Source organism: Streptosporangium nondiastaticum (genome assembly GCF_003011965.1).
GTDB classification, from domain to species: Bacteria; Actinomycetota; Actinomycetes; order Streptomycetales; family Streptomycetaceae; genus Streptomyces; species Streptomyces nondiastaticus.
This window is the reverse complement of sequence record NZ_PXWG01000017.1, coordinates 19,283-45,181: the sequence shown is the minus strand read 5'-3', so window position 1 is coordinate 45,181 and position 25,899 is coordinate 19,283. Positions and strand designations below refer to the sequence as shown.

The window sequence follows — 25,899 nt, the reverse complement described above, 5'->3', positions numbered from 1 at the left end:
TGCCGGCGGCGCCCGCGCCTTTGGGCCGTCGGTGGTAAATGGGCCCGGCGGTCCTCCGCGCCTCCCGCAGGAGCACCCGCACCGCGGTGAACAATCCCCATCACCGTCACCATGCGTCAGCCATGCCGAGGAGAACCACCGATGGGCTCAGCAGGACAACCGCATCGCCGGGCGATGCTCACCGGCGGTCTCGCGGCCGCCGCCGCGGCCATGCTCTCGGGTTGCGCGAGGGACGCCGCGGACGTGAGGAGCGCCGGGAAGGCGGCCGCCCGCCCGAGGACGACGCCCGCGCCGCCGACCGCGAGCCCGGCCACGGCCAAGGAGGCGCTCGCGCGGCTGCTGGAGGGCAACAAGCGCTGGGTGAACGGCAACCTCCAGCACCCCGACCGCGATCCGGACCGCCGCCAGTTCGTGGCGCAGACGCAGGAGCCGTACGGGGTGATCCTCTCGTGCATCGACTCCCGCGTGCCTCCCGAGCTCCTCTTCGACACCGGCCTCGGCGACCTCTACGTGCTGCGCACCGGCGCGCAGGCCGTCGGCCCGGTGGTCACCGGCTCCGTCGAGTACGGGCCCCTGACGAGCGGCACCCCGCTGATCGTCGTCCTCGGGCACCAGCGCTGCGGCGCGGCGAAGGCGGCGTACGACGCCCTGCGCGACGGCGCGACCCTGCCCGGCAACCTGCAGGCGATCGTCGAGGCACTGCAGCCGGCGTACAAGAAGGCCCTCAAGCAGCGCGGCCCCGACCCGGTCGACACGATGATCCGCGCCCAGGCCGAGCTGACCGCGGCCGACCTGCGCTCCAACAAGGACCTCTCCCCGCTCGTGAAGAAGGGCTCGCTCGCGGTGGTCAGCGCCTACTACTCCCTCGACACGGGCCGCGTCGACATCCTCAGCGGCACCCCTGCCTGAGCCGCCCCACGGAGGGCGGACCCCGGGCGGCGCGCCCGCCGTGGGCATGCGCCTGCCCGTGTCCTCCAGGCGGACGTCCGCCGCGCCGCGGTTCCCCGGCGAGGCGCTGCCCCGTGCGTTAGGGTGTGGGCTCGTCGGCCGGCCGGCGAGTGGCGGCGGGAGGATCCGCCGCCGCACGGCCCGTGCCGCTCGCGCGGCGCGGACGGAGAGTGGGCCCGCCGCGGGACCGGAGTCCCGCGACGGGCGGCCGAGGAGGCTGGCTCCACGGGGCGTACTGGTGATACGCCCCGCGGGTCAGCCCCTGCCGGTCATCGCCAGGGCCAGAGCGGTCACGGCCGTCAGCAGCTCCACCCACGGCGTCACTGCCCGGGCCACGCCGCGGACCAGGTTCCAGTCGACCGGCGTCTTCGGCCTTCTGTGCTGCACCATGTGTGCGCCTTTCCTCGGACCACGAGACCCGCCGGCCGGCGAGACCCTGAGAGAGCCCTCGGGTGCGGCAGCGCTACCAGCCCCGCCCGAGACCCCTGGGTGAGGCCCCGACGCGACAGGTTGACCCGACGTCAGCGCTGGTACGGCACAATGCGACTTTATCGGCGAAGCACTCGAATGCGGGGCATTTGGCAGATGAACGTCGGCGAGTCCCCTCCTCCGCAGGAGTGGAATCGCGGCCCGGACGTCTCGAAAGCCGGATGGGCACATATGCCGTCATGGGTGGTGAACGACCCGCCGTGCAGGTGGGTGAGAGATACGCCGAGCCCAGGAGAAACAAGACCCGAGCCCCCTTCCGCTTCGCGGCGGCCTCCGGCGAACCTTCTTGTCACGAAGGCCGGTTGCGCCGGCCTGACCCGGACCCCGTCGGAAGAGCCGTACCGTGAACGATGCACACACCACCCGCCCCCGGTCCGCAGAAGGCCCCGGTTGGTACGTCGACGACCGCTGTACCGACTGCGACGTCGCCAGGCAGCTCGCGCCGGGCCTGATCGGCGTGGCCGGCGGGCGCTCCGTGATCACCCGTCAGCCCGCCGGTGAGGAGGAGGAACGGCAGCTGCACGCCGCCGCGTTCGCCTGTCACACCCGCTCCATCCGCACCTCCGCCGGCCGGCTGGATCCGGGGCTGGACCCCTTCCCCCTGGCCCTCGACGACACCGTGTACCTCTGCGGGCACAACTCCCCGCACACGGCCGCGGCCAACTCCTACCTCTTGCGGCGGCCTTCCGGGGCGCTGATGATGATCGACACCCCGCGGTGGAGCGAGCGGCTGGCCGCGCGCTTCGAGGGGATCGGTCCCGTCACCGACGTCCTCCTCACCCACCGCGACCACGCGGCGCACGGTCTGCGCTACGCCGGGCGGTTCGGGGCCCGGCTGTGGATCCACGAGGGCGATCTCGCCGCGGCTCCCGGGGCCGACCGCGTCCTGCGCGGTACGGAAGCGGTGGAGATCGCCGACGGTGTGGTCGCCCACCCGCTCCCCGGCCACACCGAGGGCAGCGTGCTCTACGTCGCCGACGAGCGGTACTGCTTCAGCGGGGACAGCTTCTACTGGTCGCGCTCGGCGAACGACGTCGAGGTGGCGGAGAGCGTCACCTGGTACTCCATCAGGGAGCTGGCGGCGTCGCTGGCCCGTACGGTGGGCGGGCTGCGGTTCGAGTGGCTGCTGCCGGGTCACGGCGACCGCATGGTCCTGCCCGCGGCCGTCATGGCCGAGAAGATGAGGGGCCTGACGGCGCGCGCCCGGCGCATGGAGCCGCGGCCGATCGACTTCACCGCGGTGCGCTGGTGACGCCCGGGAGCTGAGCCCCGGGCCGGCTCCGGCTCCGTACGGGGACGCGGTCCCGGCTTCCTCTTGAGTTGACGTGTCAATCAGGCGCCGTCCGCTGAACGTGCTCGCCGAGCACGTTCGCCGAGCGCGTTCGGGTCCCGGCCCCGCCGGATCGTAGGGTGCTGCAGGCAAGCCTCGCCGACATCGCCATCAGCGTCCTGCCGCACCTGAGCCCGGCGCCGCTGCCCCCCCGAGCTCCGGTCCGACCCGTCAGGACGCTGACGCTTCCCGGGCCCGCGCCGGCTTCACTGGCGGAGAAGACCGCGGCGGCGCACCATGAAACCGGCGGGCCGGGGAGGGTTGTGCCCGCCGCCGGCCGGCAGAAGGAGACCCGAGGTGGCGAGCGGGACGGATGGCGCAGTGACCACGCGGGCCTGGGTCGTCGACCGCACGGCACCGGCCGCCGAACACCCCTTGCGCCGCGTGGAACGCCCCCTCGGCCCGCTCGGACCCACCGGGCTGCTCGTCGAGGTGCGGGCCTGCGGCGTGTGCCGCACCGACCTGCACCTCGCCGAAGGGGACCTGGCGCCACGGGTGCCGCACTGCACCCCGGGCCACGAGGTCGTGGGCCGGGTCCTCGCCACGGGCCCCGGCGCCGGCGGCTTCGCCCGGGGCGACCGCGTGGGCATCGCCTGGCTGGCGGGCACCTGCGGGACCTGCCGGCATTGCACGGCCGGCCGGGAGAACCTGTGCCCGCACTCGCGGTACACGGGATGGGACACCCACGGCGGCTACGCGCGGCACGCCGTCGTCGACGCCCGCTACGCCTACCACCTGCCCGAGGGCCTGCCGGACGAGGAGCTGGCGCCGCTGCTGTGCGCCGGGATCATCGGCTACCGGGCGCTGGAGCGCGCCGAGCTGCCGCCCGGCGGGCGCCTCGGCGTCTACGGGTTCGGCGCCTCCGCCCACCTCACCGCCCAACTGGCCATGGCCAGGGGTGCGACGGTCCACGTGATGACCCGCGCCGAGGACGCGCGGCGCCTGGCCCTCGACCTCGGGGCCGCCTCCGCCACGGGCGCGTACGACGCCCCGCCCGAGCCCCTCGACGCGGCGATCCTCTTCGCCCCGGTCGGTGACCTGGTCCCCGTCGCCCTGGCCGCGCTCGACCGCGGGGGCACGCTCGCCGTGGCCGGCATCCACCTGACGGACGTCCCGCCCCTGAACTACCAGCAGCACCTCTTCCAGGAGCGCACCCTGCGCAGCGTCACCGCCAACACCCGCGCGGACGGCCGCGCGTACCTCGCCGAGGTGGCCCGGCACCGCCCCGTCGTCCACGTCCAGCGCTATCCGCTGAGCAGGGCGGACGAGGGGCTCGCCGACCTGGCGGCGGACCGCGTCACCGGGGCGGCGGTGCTCATCGCGGACTGAGCTGCCGGGACGCGGCCTCCCCCGTGCTCTCCGGCAGCGGGTCCGCCGGCAGGTCCCGGGTCCGCCCGACGGGGGAGAAGAGCAGGAGCAGCCCGGCGAGCGGGACCCCAGCCGTCGTGATCCACATGGCGGTGCGGATGCCGAGGGCGTCACCGAGCGCGCCGCCGAGCAGCGCTCCGAGCGGGATGGTCCCGTAGTTGAGGAACGCCGTGCTCGCGGTGAGGCGGCCGAGGAGCCCGGGCGGGCAGTAGCGCTGCTGGAAGCTCGCTTTGATGACGTTGCCGGCCACGACGCCGGCGGCGACGCAGAAGCCGCCCGTGACGTAGAGGAGGACGCCGGCTCCGTCCGTGCTCAGCGGGATGAGCAGGGCGCACGCGGGCACGCCGAGCTCGAAGAGCAGCATCGCCCGTGCCGTGCCGATGCGGCCGGCGACCCTGCGCGCGAGGAAGGCCCCGGCGATGCCCCCGCTGCCGGCGGCCGCGACGACGGCGCCGACGGTTCCGGGAGCCAGCTCCACGGTGCGGACCAGGAAGACCACCAGTATTGACTGATACCCCATCAGGGCCAGGTTGGAGGTGGCGCCGAACAGCGTCAGCGTGCGCAGCCAGGGGTCCCGCGCGACCAGCCGCAGGCCCTCGCCGATCTCACCGGTCAGGGAGCCGGGGCGGCGCGCCGCCCCGGGGGTGCGCGGCTCGCGGTGGCGGATGCCCGACAGGCACAGCAGGGACACGAGGAACGTCGCGGCGTTGGCGAACATCCCGTTGACCGCGCCGGCGAACTGCGCGATCAGGCCGCCGGAGCCGAGGCCGGCGATCTGTGCGGCGGACGCGCTGCCGTGCAGTTTGGCATTGCCTTCGGGCTGGTCGGCGGGTTCCAGGATGCTGGGGAGGTAGGCGCTGTAGGCGGTCTGGAAGAACACGGCGGCCGTGCCCGTCAGGAGCGCGACGGCCAGCAGCAGGCCCATGCTCAGCCGCCCGGCCAGGGCGGCCACCGGGACTCCGGCGAACAGGACGAGGGAGACTGCGGCGGCGGTCATCATGACCGGTCTGCGCCGGCTCCGGTCCACCCAGGCGCCCACCGGGAGGCCGATCAGCAGCCACGGGGCCCAGGAGGCGGCGGTCAGCAGGCCGGCCTCGAAGGGGCCGGCGTGCAGGTCGGAGACGGCGATCAGCGGCATCGCCACCCCGGTGACGGACGCGCCGAACTTGCCGGCGGTCTCGCCGCACCACAGCAGCCGGAAGTCCCGGTGGCGCCGCAGGAGGCCGCCTCGTACGGGCCCGGTCACGCGTGCGGGCCCGGTCATGCGGTGCCACGCTCCTTGCGGGGGAACGACTGGAGCTGGACGACGACGGGGAGCGCGTCCGGGGCCGGTTCGGCGTCCGGGGCGGGCGTGTGGCGGGCGATGACGGCCATCAGGTCCGCGTTGAGCGCGGCGAGCTGATCGGGCGTCAGCCGCAGGCTGCTCCACTCCGAGACCGTACCGGCGTTCCGCCACCGGTCGTCCCACTCCTCGGTGAAGTAGCGCGTGACCCGGGCGAAGTGCTGCTGCGTCAGTTCGTGCAGGTAGACGGAGAGCGCGCCGCGGCTGTCGGGATCGTCGCGGAAGTCGGCGGTGTCGAGCCGGTTGGCGGTGCCGACCCTGCGCCACCAGCGCTCGCGCTTCGTGCCCCGCCCGGTCTCCTCCTCGATGAAGCCGTGCTCCGCGAGGTGGCGCAGGTGCCAGCTGACGGTGCCGGTGTTCTCCCCGAGGCGCTCGGAGAGCCCCGTGGCGGTGGCGGGGCCGTCCAGGCTGAGCAGTTCGAAGATCCTCATCCGCAGCGGGTGGGCGAGGCCCCGCAAGCTGCGGGCGTCGATGCGGCGTTCGGGCTTCGTGTGCTGCGAGGTGCGCTCGCGCTCGGGTTCTTGGGGCATGTCGGCATCGTAGGTTGCAGAGGATTCTCTGCATAGAGATCTCTGCAGAGAATCCTCTGCAACTTGGTGCGGGGACCTCACTGGTCGGCACGATCACCGTGCCCCGCCGTCCGCCACCGGGTACGGCACGAACGTGCTGCTGTTCTCGTCGACGGCGAGGGGACGGCCGAGCGGCGGGACCGCCCGCTGCGGGCAGTCGAGGCGTTCGCAGATGCGGCAGCCCATGCCGATGGGCGTGGCGGCGGAGGCGTTGCCGAGGTCGAGGCCGTCGGAGTAGACGAGCCGGCCGGCGTGCCGGATCTCGCAGCCCAGGCCGATGGCGAACGACTTGCCGGGCTCGCCCCAGCCGCCGCGCTGCCGGGTCACGGTGCGGGCGGTCCACAAGTAGCGCTGCCCGTCGGGCATGGCGGCGATCTGCACCTGGATCCGGCCGGGCGCGGCGAACGCCTCGTACACGTTCCACAGCGGGCAGGTGCCGCCCGCGCGGGAGAAGTGGAAGCCCGTCGCCGACTGCCGCTTGGACATGTTGCCCGCCCGGTCGACGCGGACGAAGGAGAAGGGCACGCCTCGCAGCCGCGGCCGCTGCAGGGTGCTCAGACGGTGGCAGACGGTCTCGTAGCCGACCCCGAAGTGGTCGGCGAGCCGCTCGATGTCGTAGCGCATCTCCTCGGCCGTCGTGTGGAAGGCGCGGTACGGCAGGATCAGCGCGGCGGCCGCGTAGTTGGCGATGCCGATCCGGGCGAGCGACCACGCGGTGGAGCCCTCGGGGTAGTCCTCCGAGGCGAGGGCGGAGATCTCGCCGGAGCATTCGAGGAGGGCCAGCTGCGTGGCCATCCGGAAGGCCCGCTGGCCGGGGCGGAGCCGGCTGGAGAGGTGCAGGACCCGGCGCGCCGGGTCGTAGTGGTGCAGCCGGCCGGAGTCCGTGGCCAGGTGCACGGCGTGCCGTTCGGTGAGCCGTGCGGCGAGGGCGGGGAGGACGCCGCCGGGCCGGATGCCGAGGCCGGCGGCCAGGTCCTCGGCGGCGAGGTCGAGGTCGTGGAGGTAGTTCCGGCGGCGGTAGAAGAACTCGCGGATCTCCTCGTGCGGCGTGCGCGGCACGGCCGGGCCTGCGGTGCCGCCCCGGCCGTCCGCCGCCTCGGCCAGGCGCTCGGTCAGGGCCTGGTTGCGGCGGCCCAGATCGAGCAGGACGGCGGCGACGGCGGGCAGCCGGGACGCGAGTTCGGACAGGTCCGACGGGGAGACCCGGGCGGCCGAGAGCTCCTCGGCGAAGGCCTCGCGCAGGTCGGCGACGACCCTGGCGGTGCCGAGCTCGGAGAAGAAGCCGGGTTCCACGCCGAACGCCTCGGTCAGGCGCAGCAGGACGGGGACGGTCAGCGGCCGGGAGTCGTGCTCCATCTGGTTGAGGTAGCTGGGGGAGATGGCCAGGACGCGGGCGAACTCGGCCTGGCTCAGCCGCCGCTCCTCGCGCAGCCTGCGCAACCGTGCTCCCGCGTACGTCTTGCTCACCGTCGGCTCCTGTCCGTGGGCGAAGGGGAAAGCGGTGAAGGGGAAGTGAAAGAAGGGGCAAACGAAGGGGCAACGAAGGGGATTGCACCTTCGCAGACTTGGCGGAACGCGGGGAGAAGATTCGCAGGAATTGGCAATAGACCATGCTTGATGGCACTCAGTGTCACTGCCAGAGTCGTACTGCGGCCCGCCGGAACCTGAGGCGACACGCCCTTCGCGCACCGGCGAAGGCACGGCGGGCCATCACGTCCGAGGGAGAGCGACTCCCTTAGCAGGATTGACAGAACTCCGACTTCGACGTGGTTCAGGACGCGGTCCGGAACGCGACACCGGGAGACGATCATGGCTCAGGCACAGACGGCGGCGGAAGCACTGGCGGAGCGGTGGGCCGCGGACCCCCGCTGGAAGGGCATCGAGCGCACCTACGGCGCGGAGGACGTCGTCCGGCTGTCCGGCAGCGTCCGCGAGGAGCACACCCTCGCCCGGCGCGGCGCCGAACGCCTCTGGCGGCAGCTCCACGAGCGCGAGTACGTCCACGCCCTCGGCGCGCTCACCGGCGGCCAGGCCGTCCAGATGGTCAGGGCCGGGCTGCAGGCGATCTACCTGTCCGGCTGGCAGGTCGCCGCCGACGCCAACCTGGCCGGGCACACCTACCCCGACCAGAGCCTGTACCCGGCCAACTCGGTGCCGCAGGTGGTGCGCCGCATCAACAACGCCCTGCTGCGCGCCGACCAGATCGCGACCGCTGAGGGCACCGGCACCGGCGTCGACTGGCTCGCGCCGATCGTCGCGGACGCCGAGGCCGGCTTCGGCGGCCCCCTCAACGCTTTCGAGCTCACCAAGGCGATGATCGCCGCCGGGGCGGCCGGCATCCACTACGAGGACCAGCTCGCCTCCGAGAAGAAGTGCGGCCACCTGGGCGGCAAGGTCCTCGTCCCGACCGCCCAGCACATCCGCACCCTCAACGCGGCCCGGCTCGCCGCCGACATCGCCGGCGTCCCCACCCTGATCGTGGCCCGTACGGACGCCCTCGCCGCGACCCTGCTGACCAGCGACGTCGACGAGCGCGACGCGCAGTTCTGCACCGGCGAGCGGACCGCCGAGGGCTTCTACCGGGTGCGGGGCGGCATGGCCCCCGTCATCGCCCGCGGCCTGGCCTACGCCCCCTACGCGGACCTCATCTGGGTCGAGACCGGCACCCCGGACCTGGCCCAGGCCCGCGAGTTCGCCGAGGCCCTGCACGCCGAGCACCCCGGCAAGATGCTGGCCTACAACTGCTCGCCCTCCTTCAACTGGAAGGCGGCCCTGGACGACGATCAGATCGCCAAGTTCCAGCGCGAGCTCGGGGCGATGGGCTACCGCTTCCAGTTCATCACCCTGGCCGGCTTTCACTCCCTCAACCACGCGATGTTCGACCTCGCCCACGGCTACGCCGAGCACGGCATGACGGCCTACGTCGACCTTCAGGAGCGCGAGTTCGCCTCCCAGGCCGACGGCTTCACCGCCGTGAAGCACCAGCGCGAGGTCGGCACCGGCTACTTCGACCTCGTGTCCACCGCGGTCAACCCGGCCTCCTCCACGACCGCGCTGACCGGCTCCACCGAGGAGGAGCAGTTCCACTAGGAACGTCCCGCGCGCCCGTTCCCGCTCACGACCAGGTGAGGGCCGGACGACCTCCCCGTCCGGCCCTCACCGCCCCGCAGATGGAGACCGCATGCCCTTCACCGAACTGACCGGCCGTATCGAGGTCCCCGGCCCGCCGGGCGACCGCCACGACGAGATCCTCACGCCCCGAGCGCTGGACTTCCCCGGCCCCCTCGACGCGGCCTTCGCCGGCCGGACGGAGGTGCGGTCATGACGGCACCCATCCGGCGGGTCGGGGTGGTCGGCGGCGGACAGATGGGCGCCGGCATCGCCGAGGTCTGCGCCCGCGCCGGCCTCGACACCGTGGTCTGCGAGGCGGACGCGACCGCCGCCCGCGCCGCGCGCGACCGCGTGACGGCCTCCCTCGAACGCGCCGTCAGCAAGGGCAAGCTGGACCGTACGACCGCCGAGGACGCCCTGGCCCGCCTCGTCTTCACCGGCAGCCTCGACGACCTGGCCGACCGCCACCTCGTCATCGAGGCCGTCGTCGAGAACGCGGACGTGAAGACCGAGGTCTTCGCCGCCCTCGACAAGATCGTCGAGGACCCGGCGGCGATCCTCGCCACCAACACCTCCTCCCTCCCCGTCATGCGGCTCGGCATGGCCACGCGGCGCGCCGACCGCGTGGTGGGCCTGCACTTCTTCAACCCTGTGCCCGTCCTGCCGCTGGTGGAGGTGGTCGCGTCCCTGCACACCGCGCCCGCGGCCGTCACCGCCGCCGAGGAGTTCGCCGCCGCGCTGGGCAAGTCCGTCGTCCGCTCGCAGGACCGGGCCGGGTTCGTCGTCAACGCGCTGCTCATCCCGTACCTCCTCGCGGCCGTCCGCATGGCCGAGTCGGGCTTCGCCAGTGCCGCCGACGTGGACGCCGGCATGGAGCTGGGGTGCGCCCATCCGATGGGCCCGCTCAAGCTGGCCGACCTCATCGGTCTGGACACCGTCGTCTCGATCGCGGAATCCCTCTACGAGGAGTTCAAGGAGCCCCTCTACGCCCCGCCCCCGCTGCTGCAGCGGATGGTCCAGGCGGGCCTCCTCGGGCGCAAGACGGGCCGGGGCTTCCACACCTACGCCGGGACCGGCCGCGGGTCCGGCCCGGTGTAGCCGCCCAAGGGCCGGACGGCCGAGACGGGCGGGTGCCCGCGGCTGTCACCAGGCCAGGAGCAGCAGTTCGCTCGTGAGGCCCGGCCCGAGGGCGAGGAGGAGGCCGGCGGAGCCCGTGGCGGGTGGTGCGGCGAGGGTTCTGCGGAGGACGTCGAGCACCGAGGCGGAGGAGACGTTGCCGTATTCGGCCAGCGAGTCCCGGGAACGGGCGAGCGCCCCGGGCGGCAGACCGAGGCCGCGGTCCAGGGCCTCCATGATCTTCGGGCCGCCGGGGTGGCAGACCCAGGAGGCGACGTCCGCCGTGGTCAGTCCGTGGCCCGTGAGGAAGTCGTGGACCTCGCCGGGGAGGTGCTTCTCGGCGAAGCCGGGGACCTCGGGGGAGAGGAAGGCGGCGAAGCCGCCGGTGCCCACGCGCATGCCCATGAGGTGTTCGGTCCCCGGGTGCAGCCGGCTTCGGGCCGCCACCAGCGCCGGGCCGGCCGCCTCCCGGGCCCGGCGGGCGCCGAGGACCACGACGGCGGCGGCCGCGTCGCCGAACAGACTGGTGGCGACGAGGTTGGCGACGGACGTGTCCGCGTACTGGAAGTTCAGCGAACACAGCTCGACGGAGACCAGCACGGCCACGTCGTCGGGCCGGCCCCTCAGGTAGTCGTGCACCCGGGCCAGACCGGCGGCGCCTCCCGCGCAGCCGAGGCCGAGCAGCGGCATGCGGGCCACGTGACCGGGCAGGCCGGCCCGCTGGACGAGCTCGGCGTCGAAGGACGGGACGGAGACCCCGGTGGTGGTCGTGGTGACGACGGCCCCGACCTCGCCGGGCCGCACGCCCGCCGCGGCCAGGGCCTGTTCGAGGGCGTCGAGCCCGACCCGGCGGGCGGTGGCGGTCCACGTCTCGTTGTACTCGGTGAACGTGCGCGGCCGGCGGTACTCGGCCAGGGGCAGGGACAGGTTGCGGTACGCGATGCCCGTGTGCGCGGCGATGCCGGTGAACTGCCGGCGCACGACCGCATCGGCGGAGAGGAACGCCTCGGCGAACACCGCGGCGATGTCCCCCTGACGGTGCCGGTGCGGGGGTGCGGACACCGCCACGGAGGCCACCCGGGGAGCCGCCGGGCTCATGTCGCTCATCAGGCCTCCCAAGGGCGGTCGCGCCGGCGACCGCGTCTGCTCGCTACGGGACAGCCCACGGTGACGCGGGCCGGGCCCGTCCGGCAGGGCGTGAAGCCGGGCGCGAGAGCGCGTTGTGCGGCGTGGAGGGCCTGCGGTGCTTTCGGAGGCCGGGGGAAGGGGATGGAACCCGGGGCGCGTGGGGTAGCCAAGTGGCCGTCAGCCGCGCCGTGGCCGGCGCACGTGCAGGAAACGAAGGAGTACCCATGGTCGGCAAGCGTGGCGCCGGGATCGCTCTGTCCTCCCTCGCCCTGGTCGCTGCGAGCGTCGGAGGAGCACCGGTGGCCCGGGCCCATGGTGACGGCCATGGGCCCGGCCATGCCGTCGTGGACTGCTCGGGCCGGGAGGACATCACCTACACCCCCGGGCTCGGCCTCTCCAGCAGCCCCTCGGCCGTCAGCGTCGACGGCACGTACCACTGCGCGGACGGCCCGGGCCATCTGGTTACGGCCACGTACCACACCGAGGGCACCACCGGAGGCAGTTGCCTGCTCCTCGCCGGGAACCGGTCGGAGGAGACCCTGCACTACGCGGACGGGAGCACGACCGTCATCGCGTACCGCTCCGGCCCCTCCGTCCGGCTCGTGGGCGTCAACACCGCGGTGCTCGACGGCGTGGTCGTCGCCGGACGCGGCAAGGGGTCGGTCGCCGAGAAGACCATCCACACGCTGCCCGCCGGCCTGCCGACCGACTGCGTGCTCGCCGGCGGCATCAAGCACACGATCGCCTTCACGCACCTGAGCGTCCACCCGTGACGGCGAGCACGCGGCCCCGGTCCTCGGCCGCGCCCAGCACCGGGTAGTCGTTGTAGCCGGTCTCGCCGCCCACGTACATCCAGTACTGCTCGCGCACCTCGTTCAGCGGAGCACCGGCACGCAAGCGCTCGACCAGGTCGGGGTTGGCGATGAAGGCGCGGCCCAGCGAGATCAGGCCGGCCCCCGAGTCCAGCAGGCGCTCGCCGGCGCTCCGTCCGCCGTCGGCGGGCAGGGCAGGTGACCGGCGCAGGTCGGGGTTGGCCATCAGCACGCCGGACCAGTCGTCGCGGATCCGCCGGTACAGGGGCTGGTCCGGGTCGGCGAACAGCACGTGCAGGTAGGCCAGTCCCAGGTCCCCGACGGCGGCGAGGAGGGCGGGGTAGATGCGGTGGGTGTCGCCCTCGTCGATGCCGTTGACGGTGTTCGCAGGGGAGATCCGCAGGCCCACCCGCTCCGGGCCGATCGCGTCGGCCACGGCGCGCGTCACCTCGGCCGCGAAGCGGACCCGGTTGCCCACGGGGCCGCCGTAGGCGTCCGTGCGGTGGTTGGTGTTCTGCGCCATGAACTGGTGGAGGAGCATGCCGTTGGCGGCGTGCACCTCCACTCCGGCGAAGCCCGCCGCGACGGCATTGCGGGCGGCCTGGGCGAAGTCGGCGACGGTGGAGCGGATGTCGTCGGCGGTCATCTCGCGGGGCACGACGGAGGGCCGGCGTCCGGCGGGCGTGCGGATGGTCTCCGGAAGCGCGACCGGCGAGGGCGCGACCGGCACCAGCCCGCTGTTGTCCGGGTGACCGACCCGGCCGCCGTGCTGCAGCTGCAGGAACATCCGGCCGCCCGCGGCGCCCACCGCGTCCGTGACCCGACGCCATCCGGTCACGTGCTCCGGGCGGTGGATGGCGGGGATGTTCGCGTACGTCTGGCCGACGGCGTTCGGGGTGGTGCCTTCGGCGATGATCAGGCCGGCGGAGGCGCGCTGCGCGTAGTGGGTGGCCATGATCGGCTCCGGTACGCCGTCGGCACCGGCCCGGTTCCTCGTCAGAGGGGCCATGACCAGGCGGTTCGGCAGGTGCAGCGGGCCGAGGCGGAAGGGGGTGAAGAGACCGGAGTTCACGGGTGCGTTCGTCATGCCCGTACGGTAGAAGTTGTCACCAGTGTCAGGTTCAAGTCGGGGAGGCGGCGTGCGGATCGGGGAACTGGCCCGGCGGAGCGGTGTGAGCGAGCGGTCGCTGCGCTACTACGAGAAGCAGGGGCTGCTGACTGCCGAGCGGACGCCCGGCGGGCACCGCGAGTACGGGGAGTGGGCGGTCGACCGGGTCATCCGGATCCAGGTGCTCCTCGCCGCGGGCCTCAACAGCACGAAGATCGGGCAGTTGCTGCCCTGCATGCGCGACCCGGACGGCGGCCCGTCGGAACGGGCGACCGGGCGCCTCGTCGATGAACTGGCCGGCGAGCGGCAGCGCATCGACCGCATGATCGCCGATCTGGTCCGCACCCGCGACATCCTCGACGAGGTCATCGACACGGCGTCGCAGCCGGTACGGTCGCAGCCGGTACGGGAGAGCGCCGCCGCCTGAACGGCCCCGCGGACCGCAGGACGTCAGAACGCGGCGATCGAGGCGGGCGCGCGTTCGGCCCGGGCCAGGGCGCGGAGGACGGCGGAGGTGCCGTGGCGGCGCCGGGCCGGCCGGGTGAGGAGCGCGACCACGGTGTCGGCGGCGCGCTCCGGGAGCTCGGGCGCGGACGCGCCGACGCTGACGGCCAGGTCGTCGTTGTGGACCGCGATCTCCATCATGCGGGTGACGAGCAGGTCGTCGAGGCGCAGCGACCACGGTCCCCACAGGGGGATGCGGACCGGCCGGTCCGCATCCGCCGCCGCCAGGAAGGCGGGGAGGGGCTCAAGGGCGGTGGTGACGCGCGCTGCCAGGCCGGCGTGGCCTCCGGCGGCGATGTCCTCGCCGTCCTGCCGGATCCGGACGCCGGCATCGGCGTCGGGCGCGGCACCGATCCAGCCGACGCGGGAGTAGTGGCCGAGGAGGGGGACGGCCGGCATCAGCCGTTCAGGTGTAATCCGCCCGCCGGGCGAGGGCACCCGGCGGAACCGCCGGCAAGATCACCCCGTCATCCCCCGCCGCGAGTCCAGGAGACGTGAACCATCGTGGGAACGAAGACGAGTTGGGCGCTGCGCGCAGGACTGAGCGCCGTCGGTGCCCTGGCGCTGCTGGTCGCCGGTGTGCCCTCCGCGGAGGCGGGTGCGCGGGGCTGCAACCACCGGACGTGCATCTCCGTGCAGGGGTCGGGCCTCCACGTCGATTCGGTCGCGGCGTCGACGACGTGGAACGGTGACTTCACCGGGCACTTCCACATCTGGGGCGGCGGCCTCGAAGCCGACAGCGCGACGGGCTACTGGGGATACCACCAGCAGTACACGGTGCACGTGGGCCGCGACCTGCCGAACCGCTCGGTGGTGTGCGCGGAGGGCTGGGAGCACGTCAACGGCCGCCTGGAATCCCGTGGCCGTGCCTGCGAGGAGATCCACTTCTAGCGCGGCGGGCAGGTCGCGTACGTCCGGCCGTGGTCACGGAGGTCACCGGCCCCCGTGACCGCGGCCGTCGTCGCTCCGGACCTCCTCCAGCACCGCCCGGATCACGTGGCGGGCGTTGCGGGCCATCGCCGGGTTCGTGGTCCGGTAGTACAGCAGGGCGATCAGGGCCTGCGAGAGGGTGCGGCCGCGGCCGCGGGCCCAGGTCGCGTCGTCCACGCCGAGCGCTTCGCGGAAGGCCTCCCGCGCGCCGGGCGGCAGCAGGTTCCACGCCGGGAACAGGTCACAGGCCGGATCGCCCGTCCCCGCGCACCCGAAGTCGATCACCGCCGTCAGCCTGCCCCCGGCCACGAGCAGGTTGCCCGGCATCAGGTCGGCGTGCAGCCACACCGGCGGCCCGTCCCAGGCCGGGGCCCGCAGGGCGCCTTCCCACACGGCGGTCACGGCATCGCAGTCGACGCCCTCCTCAGGGATCCCGCGCAGTTCCCCGATCGCCGCCCGGGTCCCCTCGTCGAGCGCGGCGAGCGGCCCGCCGCGGTGGGCCTTCGGCGCCCCCGGCAGGGTGACGCTCCGCATCGCCGCCACGAAGGCCGCCAGGTCGCGGGCCAGCAGCACGGGCTCGCTCAGCGCCCCCGCCTCGGGGTTCTCGCCGGCCAGCCACCGGTGCACCGACCAGGGCCACGGATACCCTTCGGCGGGCTGCCCGGCCCCGAGCACCTCGGGAATCGCCGCGGGCAGCCGGGGCGCGAGGCGGGGCAGCCACTCCTGTTCCAGCGGCACGTCCGCGGCTCCGCCTTGCACCAGCGGCAGCCGTACGACCATGTCGTCGCCCAGCCGGTACATGGCGTTGACGGTGCCGCCGGACGGGAACCGCTGCACGGCCCGTCCCGCCCACTGCGGGAACTGACCCGCGATCAGCCGTCGTACGAGGTCTTCGCCGACGGGGTGCTCGCCGGCGTGCATCTGCCCTGTGCTCACGGGCCACCATCCGATCGTCGGACGCCTCCTCGCGTCAAACGCTTTTCCCGCCCGTACGTCGTTCCCCGGTACGTCAGCCCGCCTGCCGGGAGCGGTAGTGGTCGAACTGGGTCACACCGCCGTAGCCGTAGCTCTCCGGGTGCAGTTCGTGCAGGGCGACGCCGGACCGCGGGAGCGGCCCGAGGATTCCGGTCAGGAGTTCGCCGGCCCGGGCGATGAACGCGGCCTTCTCCGCGGCGCTGTTCGTGCCCGCGGTGAGGCTGCCCTCGACGTGCGCGTCGCGGTCGCCGGCCAGGGGCTTCCCGCCGACGAAGTAACCGGCTGAAGGCACCAGGTTGATGTGGACGATCGTGCGGGCGCGCTCCTTGTGCAGGACCGACACGGCCAGCTCGGTCAGCCCCTCGGCGATGGCGTGCTGGGCGTCGGCCGGAAGGCCGGGGTCGGTGACGGTGACCCGGAAGTACGGCATGTCTTCTCCTCCGTATGGACGTGGTCATGAACGTGGCCATGTACGTGGCCATGTACGTGGTCCGCCGCCGGCGGTTCCGGCGGCGGCCCGGAGCAAGCCTCACCGACCTGGCACGATTGATCCAACGCATGGAAGTCATACGCATATGAGGCCGGTGCATGTCCGTCAATCTCCCTCAGCTGAGGGCCTTCCTCGCCGTCGTCGACGCCGGGGGCTTCAGTGCGGCCGCCGCCGAACTGGGCATGAGCCAGTCGGCGGTGTCGCACGCCGTCGCGTCTCTGGAGCGCGAACTGGCCGCCCCGCTCCTGGTCCGTGCCGTCCCGGCCAGGACCACAGCGCTCGGGGAGCGCGTCCTGCCGCACGCCCGCCGCGCGGTCTCGGCGGCCCGGTCCGTGGCACGGATCGCGGCCGAGGCCGGCGGGGCCATGACCGGCATCGTGCGGCTGGCCGCCACGCCGACGGTCTGCCAGGGCATGGTCCCCGGCCTGCTGCGGCACTGGCGCGAGGAGCAGCCGCGGGTCACGGTGCGGGTCTTCGAGGGCGACAGCGCGGAAGTGGCGACGTGGCTGGACGACGGGACCGCCGACGCCGCGATCCTCATCGACCCGCCGTCCGGCCCCGGCGTCCTGCTCGCCACGGACCACTACCGGGCCCTGCTGCCCCGCGACCATCCCCTGGCGGGCGAGCCGTGCGTGGACATCCGCGACTTGGAGGACGACCAGTTCCTCATCTCGCCCAACGGCTGCGAAGCCCGCATCCGCACGATCCACGGGCTCGCCGGGCTGCGCTTCGACCCCACCCACCGGGTGCGGGACCTGGCGACGCTGATCAGCATGGTGCAGGCCGGAATCGGCGTGACCGTCCTGTCCGAGGTCTCCCGCTCGCTCATCCCGCCCGACCTGGTGCTGCTGCCGCTGGAACCCCGCACCTCGCGCCGCCTCGTCCTGACCGGGCCCTCCGCCCGCCCCTGGCACCCGGCGATCCGCGCCCTGGCGGAGTCGGCGGCCGGCCACCCGGCCCGTACCGCGTGAGAGCGCGGTCGTCCGCCCGGGCAGAACGGATTCCGCAGCGGGCACCGGCGGACCGGTGAGGCACCGGCGGACCCGTGAGCGAGATCCTGCACCGGCCTCCGTCAGTGCAGGATCTTCTCCTTCGCCCGGCGGAACTCCTCGTCGGAGATGTCCCCGCGGGCGCGGATCTCCGAGAGCTTCATGAGCTCGTCGGCCTCGCTCCTGCGGCCCGTGCTGCCGGCCGCCTCCCGGACGTACGCGTCGAACGCCTCCTGCTGCGCCTGGAGATGGCGCCGCTCGCGTGCGCCCATGCTCCGGCCGCGGGCGAGGACGTAGACGAAGACGCCCAGGAAGGGCAGCAGGATGGTGAGGATCAGCCAGCCGGCCTTGGCCCAGCCGCTGAGCGTGTCGTCGCGGAAGATGTCGGCGATGACGCGGAACAGCAGGCAGAACCACGCGACCCACAGGACGATCCACAGGACGGTCCAGAAGGCGCCCAGGAGCGGGTAGTCGTAGGCCAGGTACACGTGTGCGTTCATGATGGTTTCCCTTGCTTGTCCGTGCTGTTCGCGGTGGAGGCGGCGCCGAGCACCGCTAGGACGGCCAGGACGAGGACGGTGATGCCGAGGACCAGGGCGACGACCGCAGCCGTGGGATAGTTCCAGATGATCAGGGCGATGACCGCCGCCGCGATGACGATGCCGGTGGTCCAGCGCCGGTGCGTCTCCAGCCAGTGGCCCGTGGCACCGGTGCGCAGGCCGGAGCGTGCCATGGCCCGGCCGGTGGCGCCGGTGGCCCGCCCGGTCACCGAGCGGACGAACCGGGCGCCGCGCCCGGGCCCGTAGAGGTATCCGGCCAGTGCCGTGATGACCGCCGTGACGAGGACCGTGCGGGTGCTGTTGCGCAGGAAGCGGACGAAGGTGTCGTAGACCGAGGCGGCCGCGTCGGCGGGCAGGGCGGTGTCCGGGACGGAGTCCAGGTAGACGCGCCGCGCGACGACGAGGCCCACCAGGAGCAGGACCATCATGACGCCGATGCCGACGGCCGCGGCCATGAGGGCCACCCGGGGCACGGGCGCCGTCCACACGGCGAGCGCGGCGAGGACGATCACGGTGACGGGCAGCCACGTGCCGACGACGTCGAGCAGGCGCATGGCGCCCTGGGCGTCGTCGAGCTTGTCGGTCCGGAACAGAGTGATGGTCTTGTCCACGTCGGGGATGTTCGCGGCCTTCTCGTAGCCCTCGCCGACCAGCTTGTCCTTGACCTTGTCGACGACGGTGCCCAGGTCGAGGACGACGGCGTCGCCCTTGGCCTGCACGGCGCTGCTCCCCTCGCCGGTGAGCGTCTTGACGACGGCCGCGTGGGCCCGCCGGTTCGCGCCGTCCCACAGCTCGGCGAACTGGTCGCTCGTGACGACCTTGTCGACCACTGTGCGAACGGCGGTGGTGAAGGCGTTCTTGAGCGGGCCGGCCAGCAGGTGCGACTTGTCCACGATCCCCGGCGGTGCGTCGGCCTTGGCGAGCGCGTTGCTGAGGGCGTCGGTGAGACCCTTGACGTCGACGTTGTCGACGACCCGCGTGGTCAGCCTGTCCGTGACGGTCTTCTGCACGGCCGGGTCCTTGGCCAGCGGCGCGACGGTCTGCACGTACCGGTCGGTGTCCGAGACCTGGCTGTTCGCCCAGGCCGCCACCACGGCGAGCGGTGAGAGCACGAAGGCGAGCACCAGCAGGACGGACGTCACCGCGTAGCGCAGCCGCCGGTGGTGCATGGCCTCGTGCTTGCGGAGGCGCGCGTAGTCGCGGCGTTCGCTGGGGGTCAGGGGTCCGTCGCCGTACAGCGGGCCGGAACCCTGCGGGCCCGGGACGCGAGGCGGGTTCATGGCCTGCTCCCTCCTCGGACGGGGGCGCGTGCCGACCGGAACGGGCACGTGCCGGACGCCCGAAGGGCTGGTCTCCCACGCAGGCTGGCCGACCGGCGGCGCGGACCGCATCACCCGTGGCGGGTGAACCGGGGCGCCGCCCGTCACTCGGGCAGGCGGCGCATCTCCCGCACGCTCAGGCCGAGGTCCTGGAAGCGGGCGAGGAGCCCGTACAGGTGGGCCTCGTCCGTGACCGTGCCGGAGAACAGCGTCTGCCGGGGCACCGGTTCCGCCTTCAGCTCCGGGAAGGCTTCCGCCATGAGGCGGGAGACGCTGCCCGTCACGCGGAATTCGTAGCGCATGGCCGATCCTCTCCCGCCGTCGGGCACCATCGCTGACAGGGTGCGCCCGCCGGAGTCCTCCGCCACCACCCGGAACAGGTGGAGACGGGCCCGTCGGCCGGGGGAGCGTCAGAGGATGTGCAGTTCCCTGCCCCGCTCCACGGCCTCGCGGCGCCGGGAGACGCTCAGCTTGCGGTAGACGCTGCGCAGGTGGGTCTTCACGGTGTTGACGGAGAGGGACAGCTCGGCGGCGATCTCGTCGGCGGACATCATCCTCTGCACGCACAGGAGCACGTCGCGTTCACGGCTGCTGAGCGGCTGGGCCGGGCCCGGGCGGCCGGCGTCCCCGCGGGCGGTCAGCCACGCTGCGCGGGTGTGCGCGGGGTCCGTACGGCCGGCGCCGTCCAGCAAGGGGCGCAGCCAGGGGCCGCAATCGAGGAAGGGCCGGCGCAGCAGCTCCGGCCGGGCGGCGTCCAGGGCCCGGCCGAGCAGGCACTGAGCGGTCGCCCGGTCGCCGGCCAGAAGCGCGGCCCGGGCCCGCAGCAGGTGGATGCCGACGAGGTCCGGGAGGCCGAGGCCGGGGGAGTCCTCGGCGCGGGCCAGCAGCCGCAGGGAGCGGTCGGTGCGTCCGGCGCAGAGGTGGGCGCGGGCGAGGGCGACGAGGGGCGCCGGCCCGTCGGCGCGGATGCCGTGCACGGCGTCGACCGCGGCCTCGTGATCCCCCCGGGCCAGTGCCGCGGCCGCACGTGCGAGCGCGAGCCGCCGGGCGGGCCACGGGGCTTCGCCCGTTCCCGGGCCGGGCAGGACGGACAGGGCCGTCTCCCAGCGGCCCCGGGCCAGTTCGAGGCGGGAGCGGAGCACCGCGGCCTCGGCCGCCAGGAGCGGGTCGTAGTGCACGTCACGGCACGCGAGGGCCTGTCCGAGCCGGCGGTGGGCGACTTCCTGGTTGTCCCGTTCGCACGCGACCGCGGCCAAGGCGACGAAGGCGGCGCCGCCCCGGCCGTCCGGCCCGTCATCGTGCTGACCTGCGATCAGCAGCGAGCGCAGCGCGTGGTCCTCCGCCGACGTCAGGGCGCCCGCAGCGCTCTCGGCCAGAGCGAGCAGTCCGAGGGCCATGTGCTGTACGGGGAGCGACTCCTGCGTGGTGCAGGCGCCGGCGGCCTCGGCGCAGAGGCGGCGGGCCTCGGCGAGGCGGCCGCGGCCCAGGTGCGACCGCGCGAGCCCGTGGAGCCGCAGGGCCTCGATCTCGGGGCGGGCCCGGATCCGCTCGGGCGGCAGCCGCCCCATCAGGTCCGAGACGGCACGCGCGGCTTCCTCGGCGGGGCCGGACCCGTCATCCGCACCGTGCTCGCCGCTGTGCTCGTCCGCCTGCGGTTCGCACAGCAGGCGCAGCAGCGCGTGGGTGAGCCCGACCTCGGGGTCCGGCTCCGTGCCGCCCTGCCGCAGGTGCCGTCCGGCCACGGCGAGGCGCTCGCGGCAGCCGGCCCGGTCGTGGCGCGCCAGCCGGCAGGCGGCCGCCAGCAGGGCGGGTTCGGCGCCCGGCACGGAGGGCGGCATGCGGGAGAAGGCCCGCTCGACCCGTTCGCCTCCCGGAGCCGTGAACAGGGCCCCGGCCAGCAGGTGGTGGACGGCCTCGGAAGCGCCGTACTGCCAGTCGCCGGCCTGCGCGGCGTGCTCCAGCGCCTCGGTGACGAGCCCTTCCCCGGCCAGCCACCGGGCGGCGCGGGCGTGGAGCCGCGGTACGAGGCGGGGGTGCCGGATCCGCAGCTGGCCGCGGAGCACTTCGGTGAACAGCGGGTGGACCCGGCACCAGGGCGTGCCGGGGACGGGATCGACGAAGGCGTTCTCGCGGGTCAGCCCGGCCAGGACGGCCTCGGCGTCCCGGCGTCCGGTCAGGGCGTCGACCAGGTCCGGGTGGAGGCGGTCCAGGACGCTCGCGCGCAGCAGCAGTTCCGCGGTGGCGGGAGGCAGGGCGTCGAGCACTTCGGCGATCAGGTAGCCGGAGACCGCCTGCTCGGTGCCGGCGAACGAGCGGGCGAAGCCGTCGGGATCGCCGGTGCGCTGCATGGCCAGAGCGCACAGCCGCAGGCCCGCGGCCCATCCTCCGGTGCGCCGTGTCAGGGCCCCGGCGACGTCGTCCCCCGGTCCGAGGCCGTGCCCGCGCAGCAGTGCGGTCGTCTCGTACGGGGTGAAGGCCAGGTCGGCGCCGCGGACCTCCGTCAGCCGGCCCTCCGCGCGGTAGCGGTGGAGCGGCAGCAGGGGGTCCCGCCGGCTGGTCACGACCAGCCGCAGCAGGGGCCCGCAGTGGCCGAGGAGGAATTCCAGGCCGGCCGGCACGCGCCGGCCCGCCACCTTCTCGAAGCCGTCGAGCACCAGGACCACGGGGCCGGACAGGTGCTCCGTCGCGGCGGCGAGGCGGGTCAGCAGGGACGTGCCGACGCTGCCGGGGCGGGCGGGCATGGTGATCCCGTCGCGCAGCCGGGGGAGGACGCGCCCCAGGGCCTCCACGACGTAGCTCCAGAAGACGCCCGGCGCCCCGTCGTGCGTGTCGAGCGTCAGCCACGCCACCGGCCCCGGGGGTTCGCCGTCCCGCGCCCACGCGGCGGCGAGTGCCGTCTTTCCCGCGCCCGCGGGGCCGGTGACCAGCGTCAACGGCCCGCGCGCGCCCTCACCGACCCGGTCGAGCAGCCGGTGCCGGGAGACGTGATGGCGGGGAGCGGCGGGCACCGAGAACTTCGCGGCGAGCAGGGGATCGCCCGACCAGGCCAGTGTCGTTCCCCGCCCGTCGCCGGAGGGCGGGAGTCCGGTCGGAGGCATCCGATCACCACCGTGCCATGGAGGAGCCGCTGCACTGCTGCGCACACCCCCCATCTGCGGCCGGTCCGCCCCGGCGGACCGCTCCCCTCCATCTTCACCACGCACGACCGGTGATCGCACACGGGCCCGCCGGCACCCGGGCCGGGCCCGCGACACGCCCCGCCCAAGACGCCGGCCGGTCGCCGCGCGGTTCTAGGGTGCGATCAAGCGGCCGCTCGCCCGTCACCGGGGCGCACCGGAAAACGGAGAGGGTGCATGCAGGCGTGAAACGATGGCGGGCCCTGACCGTGCTCGGGACGGCCCAGTTCCTGATGGTGCTGGACACATCGGTCATGAACGTCTCGATCAGCAGGCTGGTCGAGGACTTCGACACCGAGGTCACGGCCATCCAGGCCGTCATCACCCTCTACACCCTCGTCATGGCCGCCTTCATGATCACCGGCGGGAAGCTCGGCGACGCGTTCGGACGCCGCCGGGCCTTCACCATCGGGCTGGTCGTCTACGGGGCCGGGTCCGCCGTCACCTCCCTGGCGCCGTCCCTGTGGGTGCTGGCGCTGGGCTGGTCGGTGGTCGAGGGACTCGGCGCCACCCTCGTCCTCCCCGCGCTCGCGGCACTCGTCGCCGGCGCGTACCGGGGCCGGGAGAGGGCCGTCGCCTACGGCGTCATCGGCGGCCTGGCCGGCGCCGGCATCGCGGTGGGCCCGCTGCTCGGCGGCTGGGTGACCACGTACCTGACCTGGCGCCTGGTGTTCGCCGGCGAGGTCGTGCTGGTCATCGCCATGCTGTGCGTCGTCCGGTGGATCCCGGACGTTCCGCCGGAGCCGCGCACCGCACTGGACAAAGGAGGCGTCGCCCTGTCCTCGGCCGGGCTCGCCCTCGTCGTCCTGGGCGTCCTGCAGAGCAGCTCCTGGGGGTGGCTGAAGCCCCGGAACCCGCCCTTCACCCTGCTCGGCTTCTCCCCGACCCTGTTCGTCATCGCCGCGGGCGGCGTCCTGCTGTGGCTGTTCTGCTGCTGGGAGCGGCGGCAGCAGGCGCGGGGGAGGGAGCCTCTGGTGCGCCTGTCGCTGTTCGCGGTCCCGCCGCTGCGGTCCGGGCTGACCATGCTGCTCTGCCAGAACCTCGTCCTGCTCGGCCTGTTCTTCGTCATCCCCCTGTACCTCCAGGTCGTCCAGGGCCTCAACGCCTTCGAGACCGGGCTGCGCCTGCTGCCGGTGTCCGTGACCATGCTGCTGTCCGCCATGACCGGACCGCTGCTCGGCCGGATCGCCGCGCCCCGCACGGTGGTGCGCTGCGGCCTGTTCGTGCTCGTCGTGGCGGCGGTATGGCTCCTGGCCACGATCGAGCCCCGGATCGACAACCTCTCCTTCGGCCTGGCGATGGCCGTCCTCGGCCTGGGCATGGGGCTCCTCGCCTCCCAGCTGGGCAACGTCGTGCAGTCCAGCGTGGGGGAGGACGAACGCAGCGAGGCCGGCGGCCTGCAGTACACCGCACAGAACCTCGGCTCGTCCCTGGGCACCGCGCTCATCGGCTCCCTGCTGATCGGCGCGCTGGTCCACGCCTTCACCACGCAGATCGAGGACAACCCGAAGATCTCGGACACGGCACGCCACCAGGCCGGCATCGCCATGGAGGCGGGGGTCAGCTTCGTGAGCACGGACCAGGTGCGCGCCGCCGCCGGACGGGCCTCGCTCCCGCCGTCCGAGACCGACGCGCTCGTCGACTCCTACGCCACGGCGCAGCTGGACGCCCTCAAGGCCTCCGTGCTGGCCGCCGCGGCCATCACCCTGGGCGCGTTCCCGTTCACCCGCCGGCTGCCGGCGGAGCGGCTGACCAGGGAGGCCGGACGGTGAGGGCGGTGCTGCGGCCCCTCGGCACGGCCACGGGCCTCGTCGTCGCCTACTACCTCCTGCCCATGGACCAGAGGTTCGAAGGGAGCGCGGCCGTGGGCCTCGTCCTCGGTCTGGTGGCCGTGGCGGCCCTCTTCACCTGGCAGATCCGCTCGATCCTGCGGTCGCCCCGGCCCCGGCTGCGGGCGGTCGAGGCACTGGCCACCACGGTTCCGCTGTTCCTGCTGCTCTTCGCGGCCACGTACCACCTCATGGAGCAGGCCCGGCCGGGTGACTTCACCGAGCCCCTCAGCCGGACCGACGCCCTGTACTTCGCGCTCACGGTGTTCAGCACCGTCGGCTTCGGCGACATCACGCCCCGCACGGAACCCGCACGGATCGCCACCATGGTGCAGTTGGCGGGCGACATCCTGCTCGTCGGCGTCGCCGCCCACGTCGTCGTCGGGGCGGTCCAGTCAGCCCTTGCCCGCAGGCCCGCCGACGACGGGTAGGACGCGGCCGGCCGCGAACGCGAGCCCCCACAGGCGCCGCCAGTCCAGCCGCGGCCGCGCCGCCGGGACCCCTGGGCGGTGCCGGGGCACCCTCACCCGCAGCGCACCGGGCTCCGACACGCAGCGCACGGGCGTGGGAAGCGTCAGCGCTTCACCGTCGACGCCGGCCTGCACCTCGGGCCGGTCGGCGTCGACCACGAGCTCGCGCGAAGTGAGCGCGACCAGACCGGGTGCGTGCCGGCCGCGCAGCAGATCGGCCGCCTCGACAGCGCTGTCGACCTTGACGCTGACCAGCCCCAGCACTCCGCCGTCGAGCCGGTCGCGCCGGCCCAGCCCGGCCCGGTCGCCCACCCGGTAGGGGTTGTTGCTCACCAGCACGGCCTGCGGGCCGTCCACGGTGACGGACCCGGCGCCCACCCGCAGCCGCGGACCGCGCTGATGGGTCAGCACGCCGGGCAGCAGCCGCATGAGGGTGCCGGCCTTGTCGTCGCGGTACGCGGGGCTCTGCACGACCTCCGCGTACGCGCCGAAGGACGCGTTGTTGACGAAGACGCGCCCGCCGACGCGCCCGAGGTCCACCCGCAGCTCCACCCCGTCGGTGAGCGCCTCCAGGCTCCGGGTCGGGTCCTCCCGGTCGAGCCCGAGGTCCAGGGCGAAGTGGTTGCGCGTTCCCGCCGGCACCACCACGAACGGCACCCCGTGTTCCGCCGCCACGCCCGCCACCAGCGCCTGGGTCCCGTCGCCCCCGGCCACCCCGAGCAGGTCCGCGCCCCGGGCGAGGGCGGCGCGGGCGAGCGCGGCGGCGTCCCCGGAGCCGGGGCCGAGCAGCACCACCTCCGCGCCGAGCGCCTCCGCCTTCTCCCGCAGCCCGAACCGCCCCACCTTCCCGCCGCCCGAGCGGGGGTTCATCAGGAGACAGGCGTGCCGGGGCGGCGGGACCGGCCGGCCGGGCGCCGTGCCCGGGGCCGTGTCCGCCCGCAGCGCCGCCCAGCCCGCGACGGCGGCCAGCACCCCGAGCCCCAGGGAGACGAGGACGAGCCAGAGGAGCCGCGCGGCGACGTACGACGCGAGCACGGCCAGCGGTGCCGCCACGGCCAGCACCAGGGCAATGCCCCTCACGACGCCCCGGTGCGTCAGCGCCCACCAAGCAGCCGCTGCCGACACCGCCAGGCCCGCCGCTCCCACGGCCACCAGCGCCACGCTCCGGAGGCCTGCCACGCACAGCAGGAGCAGCCCCGCGCCGGCGGCCGACGCGACCGCCAGGCGTGCGCTCCAGCGCTGCCGGGCCCCTCCACGGTCGGCCTGCCTCATGAGCGTCTCCATCGGGTTGCTGCCCGGACCCCTTCCGCCCATGGTCGCCGCCCGCGGGAGCGGT

26 protein-coding genes are annotated in these 25,899 nt (G+C 74.0%); 12 read left to right on the top strand and 14 right to left on the bottom strand.

Going from position 1 to position 25,899, the window contains the following annotated elements; all coding sequences use genetic code 11:
* The first annotated feature begins 141 nt into the window (after positions 1 to 141).
* Positions 142 to 909 carry a carbonic anhydrase gene (locus tag B7P34_RS10290; protein ID WP_189382658.1) on the top strand — a complete coding sequence of 256 codons (768 nt, stop codon included), beginning with the start codon at positions 142 to 144 and terminating at the stop codon, positions 907 to 909.
* A 294-nt stretch (positions 910 to 1,203) separates the two neighbouring features.
* On the opposite strand, the gene B7P34_RS39320 is transcribed toward B7P34_RS10290, so the two are convergent.
* Entirely contained in the window at positions 1,204 to 1,338 is a 135-nt protein-coding gene (locus tag B7P34_RS39320) for a hypothetical protein (RefSeq protein WP_286157464.1), read from the bottom strand.
* Positions 1,339 to 1,780: 442 nt separating this feature from the next.
* Here B7P34_RS39320 and B7P34_RS10285 point away from each other — a divergent pair, with 442 nt between their 5' ends.
* Complete coding sequence (locus B7P34_RS10285; RefSeq protein ID WP_106675535.1) at positions 1,781 to 2,689, top strand: 4Fe-4S domain-containing protein; 909 nt, start codon at positions 1,781 to 1,783, stop codon at positions 2,687 to 2,689.
* A 399-nt stretch (positions 2,690 to 3,088) separates the two neighbouring features.
* Positions 3,089 to 4,096 carry a zinc-binding alcohol dehydrogenase family protein gene (locus B7P34_RS10280; protein WP_223267704.1) on the top strand — a complete coding sequence of 336 codons (1,008 nt, stop codon included), beginning with the start codon at positions 3,089 to 3,091 and terminating at the stop codon, positions 4,094 to 4,096.
* Here the strand turns inward: B7P34_RS10280 and B7P34_RS10275 are convergent.
* From B7P34_RS10275 to B7P34_RS10265, 3 genes are all read right to left on the bottom strand, one after another.
* A complete protein-coding gene (locus B7P34_RS10275) occupies positions 4,083 to 5,399 on the bottom strand; it encodes an MFS transporter (RefSeq protein ID WP_223267703.1) in 1,317 nt (438 codons plus the stop codon). The genes B7P34_RS10280 and B7P34_RS10275 overlap by 14 nt on opposite strands.
* A complete protein-coding gene (locus B7P34_RS10270; RefSeq protein WP_106675533.1) occupies positions 5,396 to 6,007 on the bottom strand; it encodes a helix-turn-helix domain-containing protein in 612 nt (203 codons plus the stop codon). Before B7P34_RS10270 ends, B7P34_RS10275 begins: the two co-directional genes overlap by 4 nt.
* A 93-nt stretch (positions 6,008 to 6,100) precedes the next feature.
* Positions 6,101 to 7,513 (bottom strand): short-chain fatty acyl-CoA regulator family protein, encoded by a 1,413-nt coding sequence (locus B7P34_RS10265; RefSeq protein WP_106675532.1) that lies wholly within the window; start codon positions 7,511 to 7,513, stop codon positions 6,101 to 6,103.
* Positions 7,514 to 7,855: 342 nt separating this feature from the next.
* Between B7P34_RS10265 and aceA the strand changes: the two genes are divergently transcribed.
* The 3 genes from aceA to B7P34_RS10255 all read left to right on the top strand — a co-directional run bounded on the left by aceA (position 7,856) and on the right by B7P34_RS10255 (position 10,255).
* The gene (gene aceA, locus B7P34_RS10260) at positions 7,856 to 9,136 is read left to right on the top strand and encodes an isocitrate lyase (protein ID WP_106675531.1); all 1,281 of its coding nucleotides are present in this window, start codon (positions 7,856 to 7,858) and stop codon (positions 9,134 to 9,136) included.
* 91 nt (positions 9,137 to 9,227) lie between these two features.
* Positions 9,228 to 9,371: a hypothetical protein gene (locus B7P34_RS37425; protein WP_189382656.1), complete on the top strand. Its 144-nt coding sequence runs from the start codon at positions 9,228 to 9,230 to the stop codon at positions 9,369 to 9,371.
* Positions 9,368 to 10,255, top strand: coding sequence for a 3-hydroxybutyryl-CoA dehydrogenase (locus B7P34_RS10255; RefSeq protein ID WP_106675530.1), 888 nt, complete (start codon positions 9,368 to 9,370; stop codon positions 10,253 to 10,255). Before B7P34_RS37425 ends, B7P34_RS10255 begins: the two co-directional genes overlap by 4 nt.
* Before the next feature lie 45 nt (positions 10,256 to 10,300).
* Here the strand turns inward: B7P34_RS10255 and B7P34_RS10250 are convergent, their stop codons facing one another.
* Positions 10,301 to 11,380, bottom strand: a complete 1,080-nt coding sequence (locus B7P34_RS10250) for a type III polyketide synthase (protein ID WP_106675529.1) — start codon at positions 11,378 to 11,380, stop codon at positions 10,301 to 10,303.
* A 245-nt stretch (positions 11,381 to 11,625) separates the two neighbouring features.
* Between B7P34_RS10250 and B7P34_RS10245 the strand changes: the two genes are divergently transcribed.
* On the top strand, positions 11,626 to 12,174 hold the full coding sequence (locus B7P34_RS10245) for a hypothetical protein (protein ID WP_106675528.1): 549 nt from the start codon (positions 11,626 to 11,628) through the stop codon (positions 12,172 to 12,174).
* Here B7P34_RS10245 and B7P34_RS10240 read toward each other — a convergent pair.
* Positions 12,149 to 13,300 (bottom strand): alkene reductase, encoded by a 1,152-nt coding sequence (locus B7P34_RS10240; RefSeq protein ID WP_106675527.1) that lies wholly within the window; start codon positions 13,298 to 13,300, stop codon positions 12,149 to 12,151. The genes B7P34_RS10245 and B7P34_RS10240 overlap by 26 nt on opposite strands.
* A gap of 52 nt (positions 13,301 to 13,352) precedes the next feature.
* On the opposite strand from B7P34_RS10240, the gene B7P34_RS10235 reads away from it, so the two are divergent.
* Positions 13,353 to 13,748: a MerR family transcriptional regulator gene (locus tag B7P34_RS10235; protein ID WP_106675526.1), complete on the top strand. Its 396-nt coding sequence runs from the start codon at positions 13,353 to 13,355 to the stop codon at positions 13,746 to 13,748.
* 23 nt (positions 13,749 to 13,771) lie between these two features.
* Here the strand turns inward: B7P34_RS10235 and B7P34_RS10230 are convergent, their stop codons facing one another.
* Positions 13,772 to 14,224: a hypothetical protein gene (locus B7P34_RS10230; protein ID WP_106675525.1), complete on the bottom strand. Its 453-nt coding sequence runs from the start codon at positions 14,222 to 14,224 to the stop codon at positions 13,772 to 13,774.
* A gap of 105 nt (positions 14,225 to 14,329) precedes the next feature.
* Here B7P34_RS10230 and B7P34_RS10225 point away from each other — a divergent pair, with 105 nt between their 5' ends.
* Complete coding sequence (locus B7P34_RS10225; protein ID WP_106675524.1) at positions 14,330 to 14,716, top strand: hypothetical protein; 387 nt, start codon at positions 14,330 to 14,332, stop codon at positions 14,714 to 14,716.
* A 42-nt stretch (positions 14,717 to 14,758) separates the two neighbouring features.
* On the opposite strand, the gene B7P34_RS10220 is transcribed toward B7P34_RS10225, so the two are convergent.
* Both B7P34_RS10220 and B7P34_RS10215 read right to left on the bottom strand, forming a co-directional pair.
* Positions 14,759 to 15,691 (bottom strand): aminoglycoside phosphotransferase family protein, encoded by a 933-nt coding sequence (locus B7P34_RS10220; RefSeq protein ID WP_223267702.1) that lies wholly within the window; start codon positions 15,689 to 15,691, stop codon positions 14,759 to 14,761.
* A 73-nt stretch (positions 15,692 to 15,764) separates the two neighbouring features.
* A complete protein-coding gene (locus B7P34_RS10215) occupies positions 15,765 to 16,160 on the bottom strand; it encodes a tautomerase family protein (protein ID WP_106675522.1) in 396 nt (131 codons plus the stop codon).
* A gap of 158 nt (positions 16,161 to 16,318) precedes the next feature.
* On the opposite strand from B7P34_RS10215, the gene B7P34_RS10210 reads away from it, so the two are divergent.
* Positions 16,319 to 17,191 carry a LysR family transcriptional regulator gene (locus B7P34_RS10210; protein WP_106675521.1) on the top strand — a complete coding sequence of 291 codons (873 nt, stop codon included), beginning with the start codon at positions 16,319 to 16,321 and terminating at the stop codon, positions 17,189 to 17,191.
* A gap of 101 nt (positions 17,192 to 17,292) precedes the next feature.
* Here B7P34_RS10210 and B7P34_RS10205 read toward each other — a convergent pair whose 3' ends face one another.
* The 4 genes from B7P34_RS10205 to B7P34_RS10190 form a co-directional block, all read right to left on the bottom strand.
* Entirely contained in the window at positions 17,293 to 17,709 is a 417-nt protein-coding gene (locus B7P34_RS10205; protein ID WP_106675520.1) for an SHOCT domain-containing protein, read from the bottom strand.
* A complete protein-coding gene (locus B7P34_RS10200) occupies positions 17,706 to 19,049 on the bottom strand; it encodes a hypothetical protein (RefSeq protein WP_106675519.1) in 1,344 nt (447 codons plus the stop codon). Before B7P34_RS10200 ends, B7P34_RS10205 begins: the two co-directional genes overlap by 4 nt.
* 143 nt (positions 19,050 to 19,192) lie before the next feature.
* Entirely contained in the window at positions 19,193 to 19,390 is a 198-nt protein-coding gene (locus B7P34_RS10195) for a hypothetical protein (RefSeq protein ID WP_106675518.1), read from the bottom strand.
* A 108-nt stretch (positions 19,391 to 19,498) separates the two neighbouring features.
* A complete protein-coding gene (locus B7P34_RS10190) occupies positions 19,499 to 22,186 on the bottom strand; it encodes a LuxR C-terminal-related transcriptional regulator (RefSeq protein ID WP_106675517.1) in 2,688 nt (895 codons plus the stop codon).
* A 263-nt stretch (positions 22,187 to 22,449) separates the two neighbouring features.
* On the opposite strand from B7P34_RS10190, the gene B7P34_RS10185 reads away from it, so the two are divergent.
* A complete protein-coding gene (locus B7P34_RS10185; RefSeq protein ID WP_106675516.1) occupies positions 22,450 to 24,036 on the top strand; it encodes an MFS transporter in 1,587 nt (528 codons plus the stop codon).
* On the top strand, positions 24,033 to 24,524 hold the full coding sequence (locus B7P34_RS10180; RefSeq protein WP_106675515.1) for a potassium channel family protein: 492 nt from the start codon (positions 24,033 to 24,035) through the stop codon (positions 24,522 to 24,524). The genes B7P34_RS10185 and B7P34_RS10180 overlap by 4 nt, the downstream gene beginning before the upstream one ends.
* On the opposite strand, the gene B7P34_RS10175 is transcribed toward B7P34_RS10180, so the two are convergent.
* Positions 24,489 to 25,835 carry a diacylglycerol/lipid kinase family protein gene (locus tag B7P34_RS10175; protein ID WP_223267701.1) on the bottom strand — a complete coding sequence of 449 codons (1,347 nt, stop codon included), beginning with the start codon at positions 25,833 to 25,835 and terminating at the stop codon, positions 24,489 to 24,491. The genes B7P34_RS10180 and B7P34_RS10175 overlap by 36 nt on opposite strands.
* Positions 25,836 to 25,899: the final 64 nt, after the last annotated feature.

Coding starts and splice junctions, on each gene's coding strand:
- B7P34_RS10290 (WP_189382658.1), top strand. CDS start 142: ATGGGCTCAGCAGGACAACCGCATCGCCGGGCGATGCTCACCGGCGGT.
- B7P34_RS39320 (WP_286157464.1), bottom strand. CDS start 1,338: ATGGTGCAGCACAGAAGGCCGAAGACGCCGGTCGACTGGAACCTGGTC.
- B7P34_RS10275 (WP_223267703.1), bottom strand. CDS start 5,399: ATGACCGGGCCCGCACGCGTGACCGGGCCCGTACGAGGCGGCCTCCTG.
- B7P34_RS10270 (WP_106675533.1), bottom strand. CDS start 6,007: ATGCCCCAAGAACCCGAGCGCGAGCGCACCTCGCAGCACACGAAGCCC.
- aceA (WP_106675531.1), top strand. CDS start 7,856: ATGGCTCAGGCACAGACGGCGGCGGAAGCACTGGCGGAGCGGTGGGCC.
- B7P34_RS37425 (WP_189382656.1), top strand. CDS start 9,228: ATGCCCTTCACCGAACTGACCGGCCGTATCGAGGTCCCCGGCCCGCCG.
- B7P34_RS10255 (WP_106675530.1), top strand. CDS start 9,368: ATGACGGCACCCATCCGGCGGGTCGGGGTGGTCGGCGGCGGACAGATG.
- B7P34_RS10250 (WP_106675529.1), bottom strand. CDS start 11,380: ATGAGCGACATGAGCCCGGCGGCTCCCCGGGTGGCCTCCGTGGCGGTG.
- B7P34_RS10245 (WP_106675528.1), top strand. CDS start 11,626: ATGGTCGGCAAGCGTGGCGCCGGGATCGCTCTGTCCTCCCTCGCCCTG.
- B7P34_RS10240 (WP_106675527.1), bottom strand. CDS start 13,300: ATGACGAACGCACCCGTGAACTCCGGTCTCTTCACCCCCTTCCGCCTC.
- B7P34_RS10230 (WP_106675525.1), bottom strand. CDS start 14,224: ATGCCGGCCGTCCCCCTCCTCGGCCACTACTCCCGCGTCGGCTGGATC.
- B7P34_RS10215 (WP_106675522.1), bottom strand. CDS start 16,160: ATGCCGTACTTCCGGGTCACCGTCACCGACCCCGGCCTTCCGGCCGAC.
- B7P34_RS10210 (WP_106675521.1), top strand. CDS start 16,319: ATGTCCGTCAATCTCCCTCAGCTGAGGGCCTTCCTCGCCGTCGTCGAC.
- B7P34_RS10205 (WP_106675520.1), bottom strand. CDS start 17,709: ATGAACGCACACGTGTACCTGGCCTACGACTACCCGCTCCTGGGCGCC.
- B7P34_RS10200 (WP_106675519.1), bottom strand. CDS start 19,049: ATGAACCCGCCTCGCGTCCCGGGCCCGCAGGGTTCCGGCCCGCTGTAC.
- B7P34_RS10195 (WP_106675518.1), bottom strand. CDS start 19,390: ATGCGCTACGAATTCCGCGTGACGGGCAGCGTCTCCCGCCTCATGGCG.
- B7P34_RS10190 (WP_106675517.1), bottom strand. CDS start 22,186: ATGCCTCCGACCGGACTCCCGCCCTCCGGCGACGGGCGGGGAACGACA.
- B7P34_RS10175 (WP_223267701.1), bottom strand. CDS start 25,835: ATGAGGCAGGCCGACCGTGGAGGGGCCCGGCAGCGCTGGAGCGCACGC.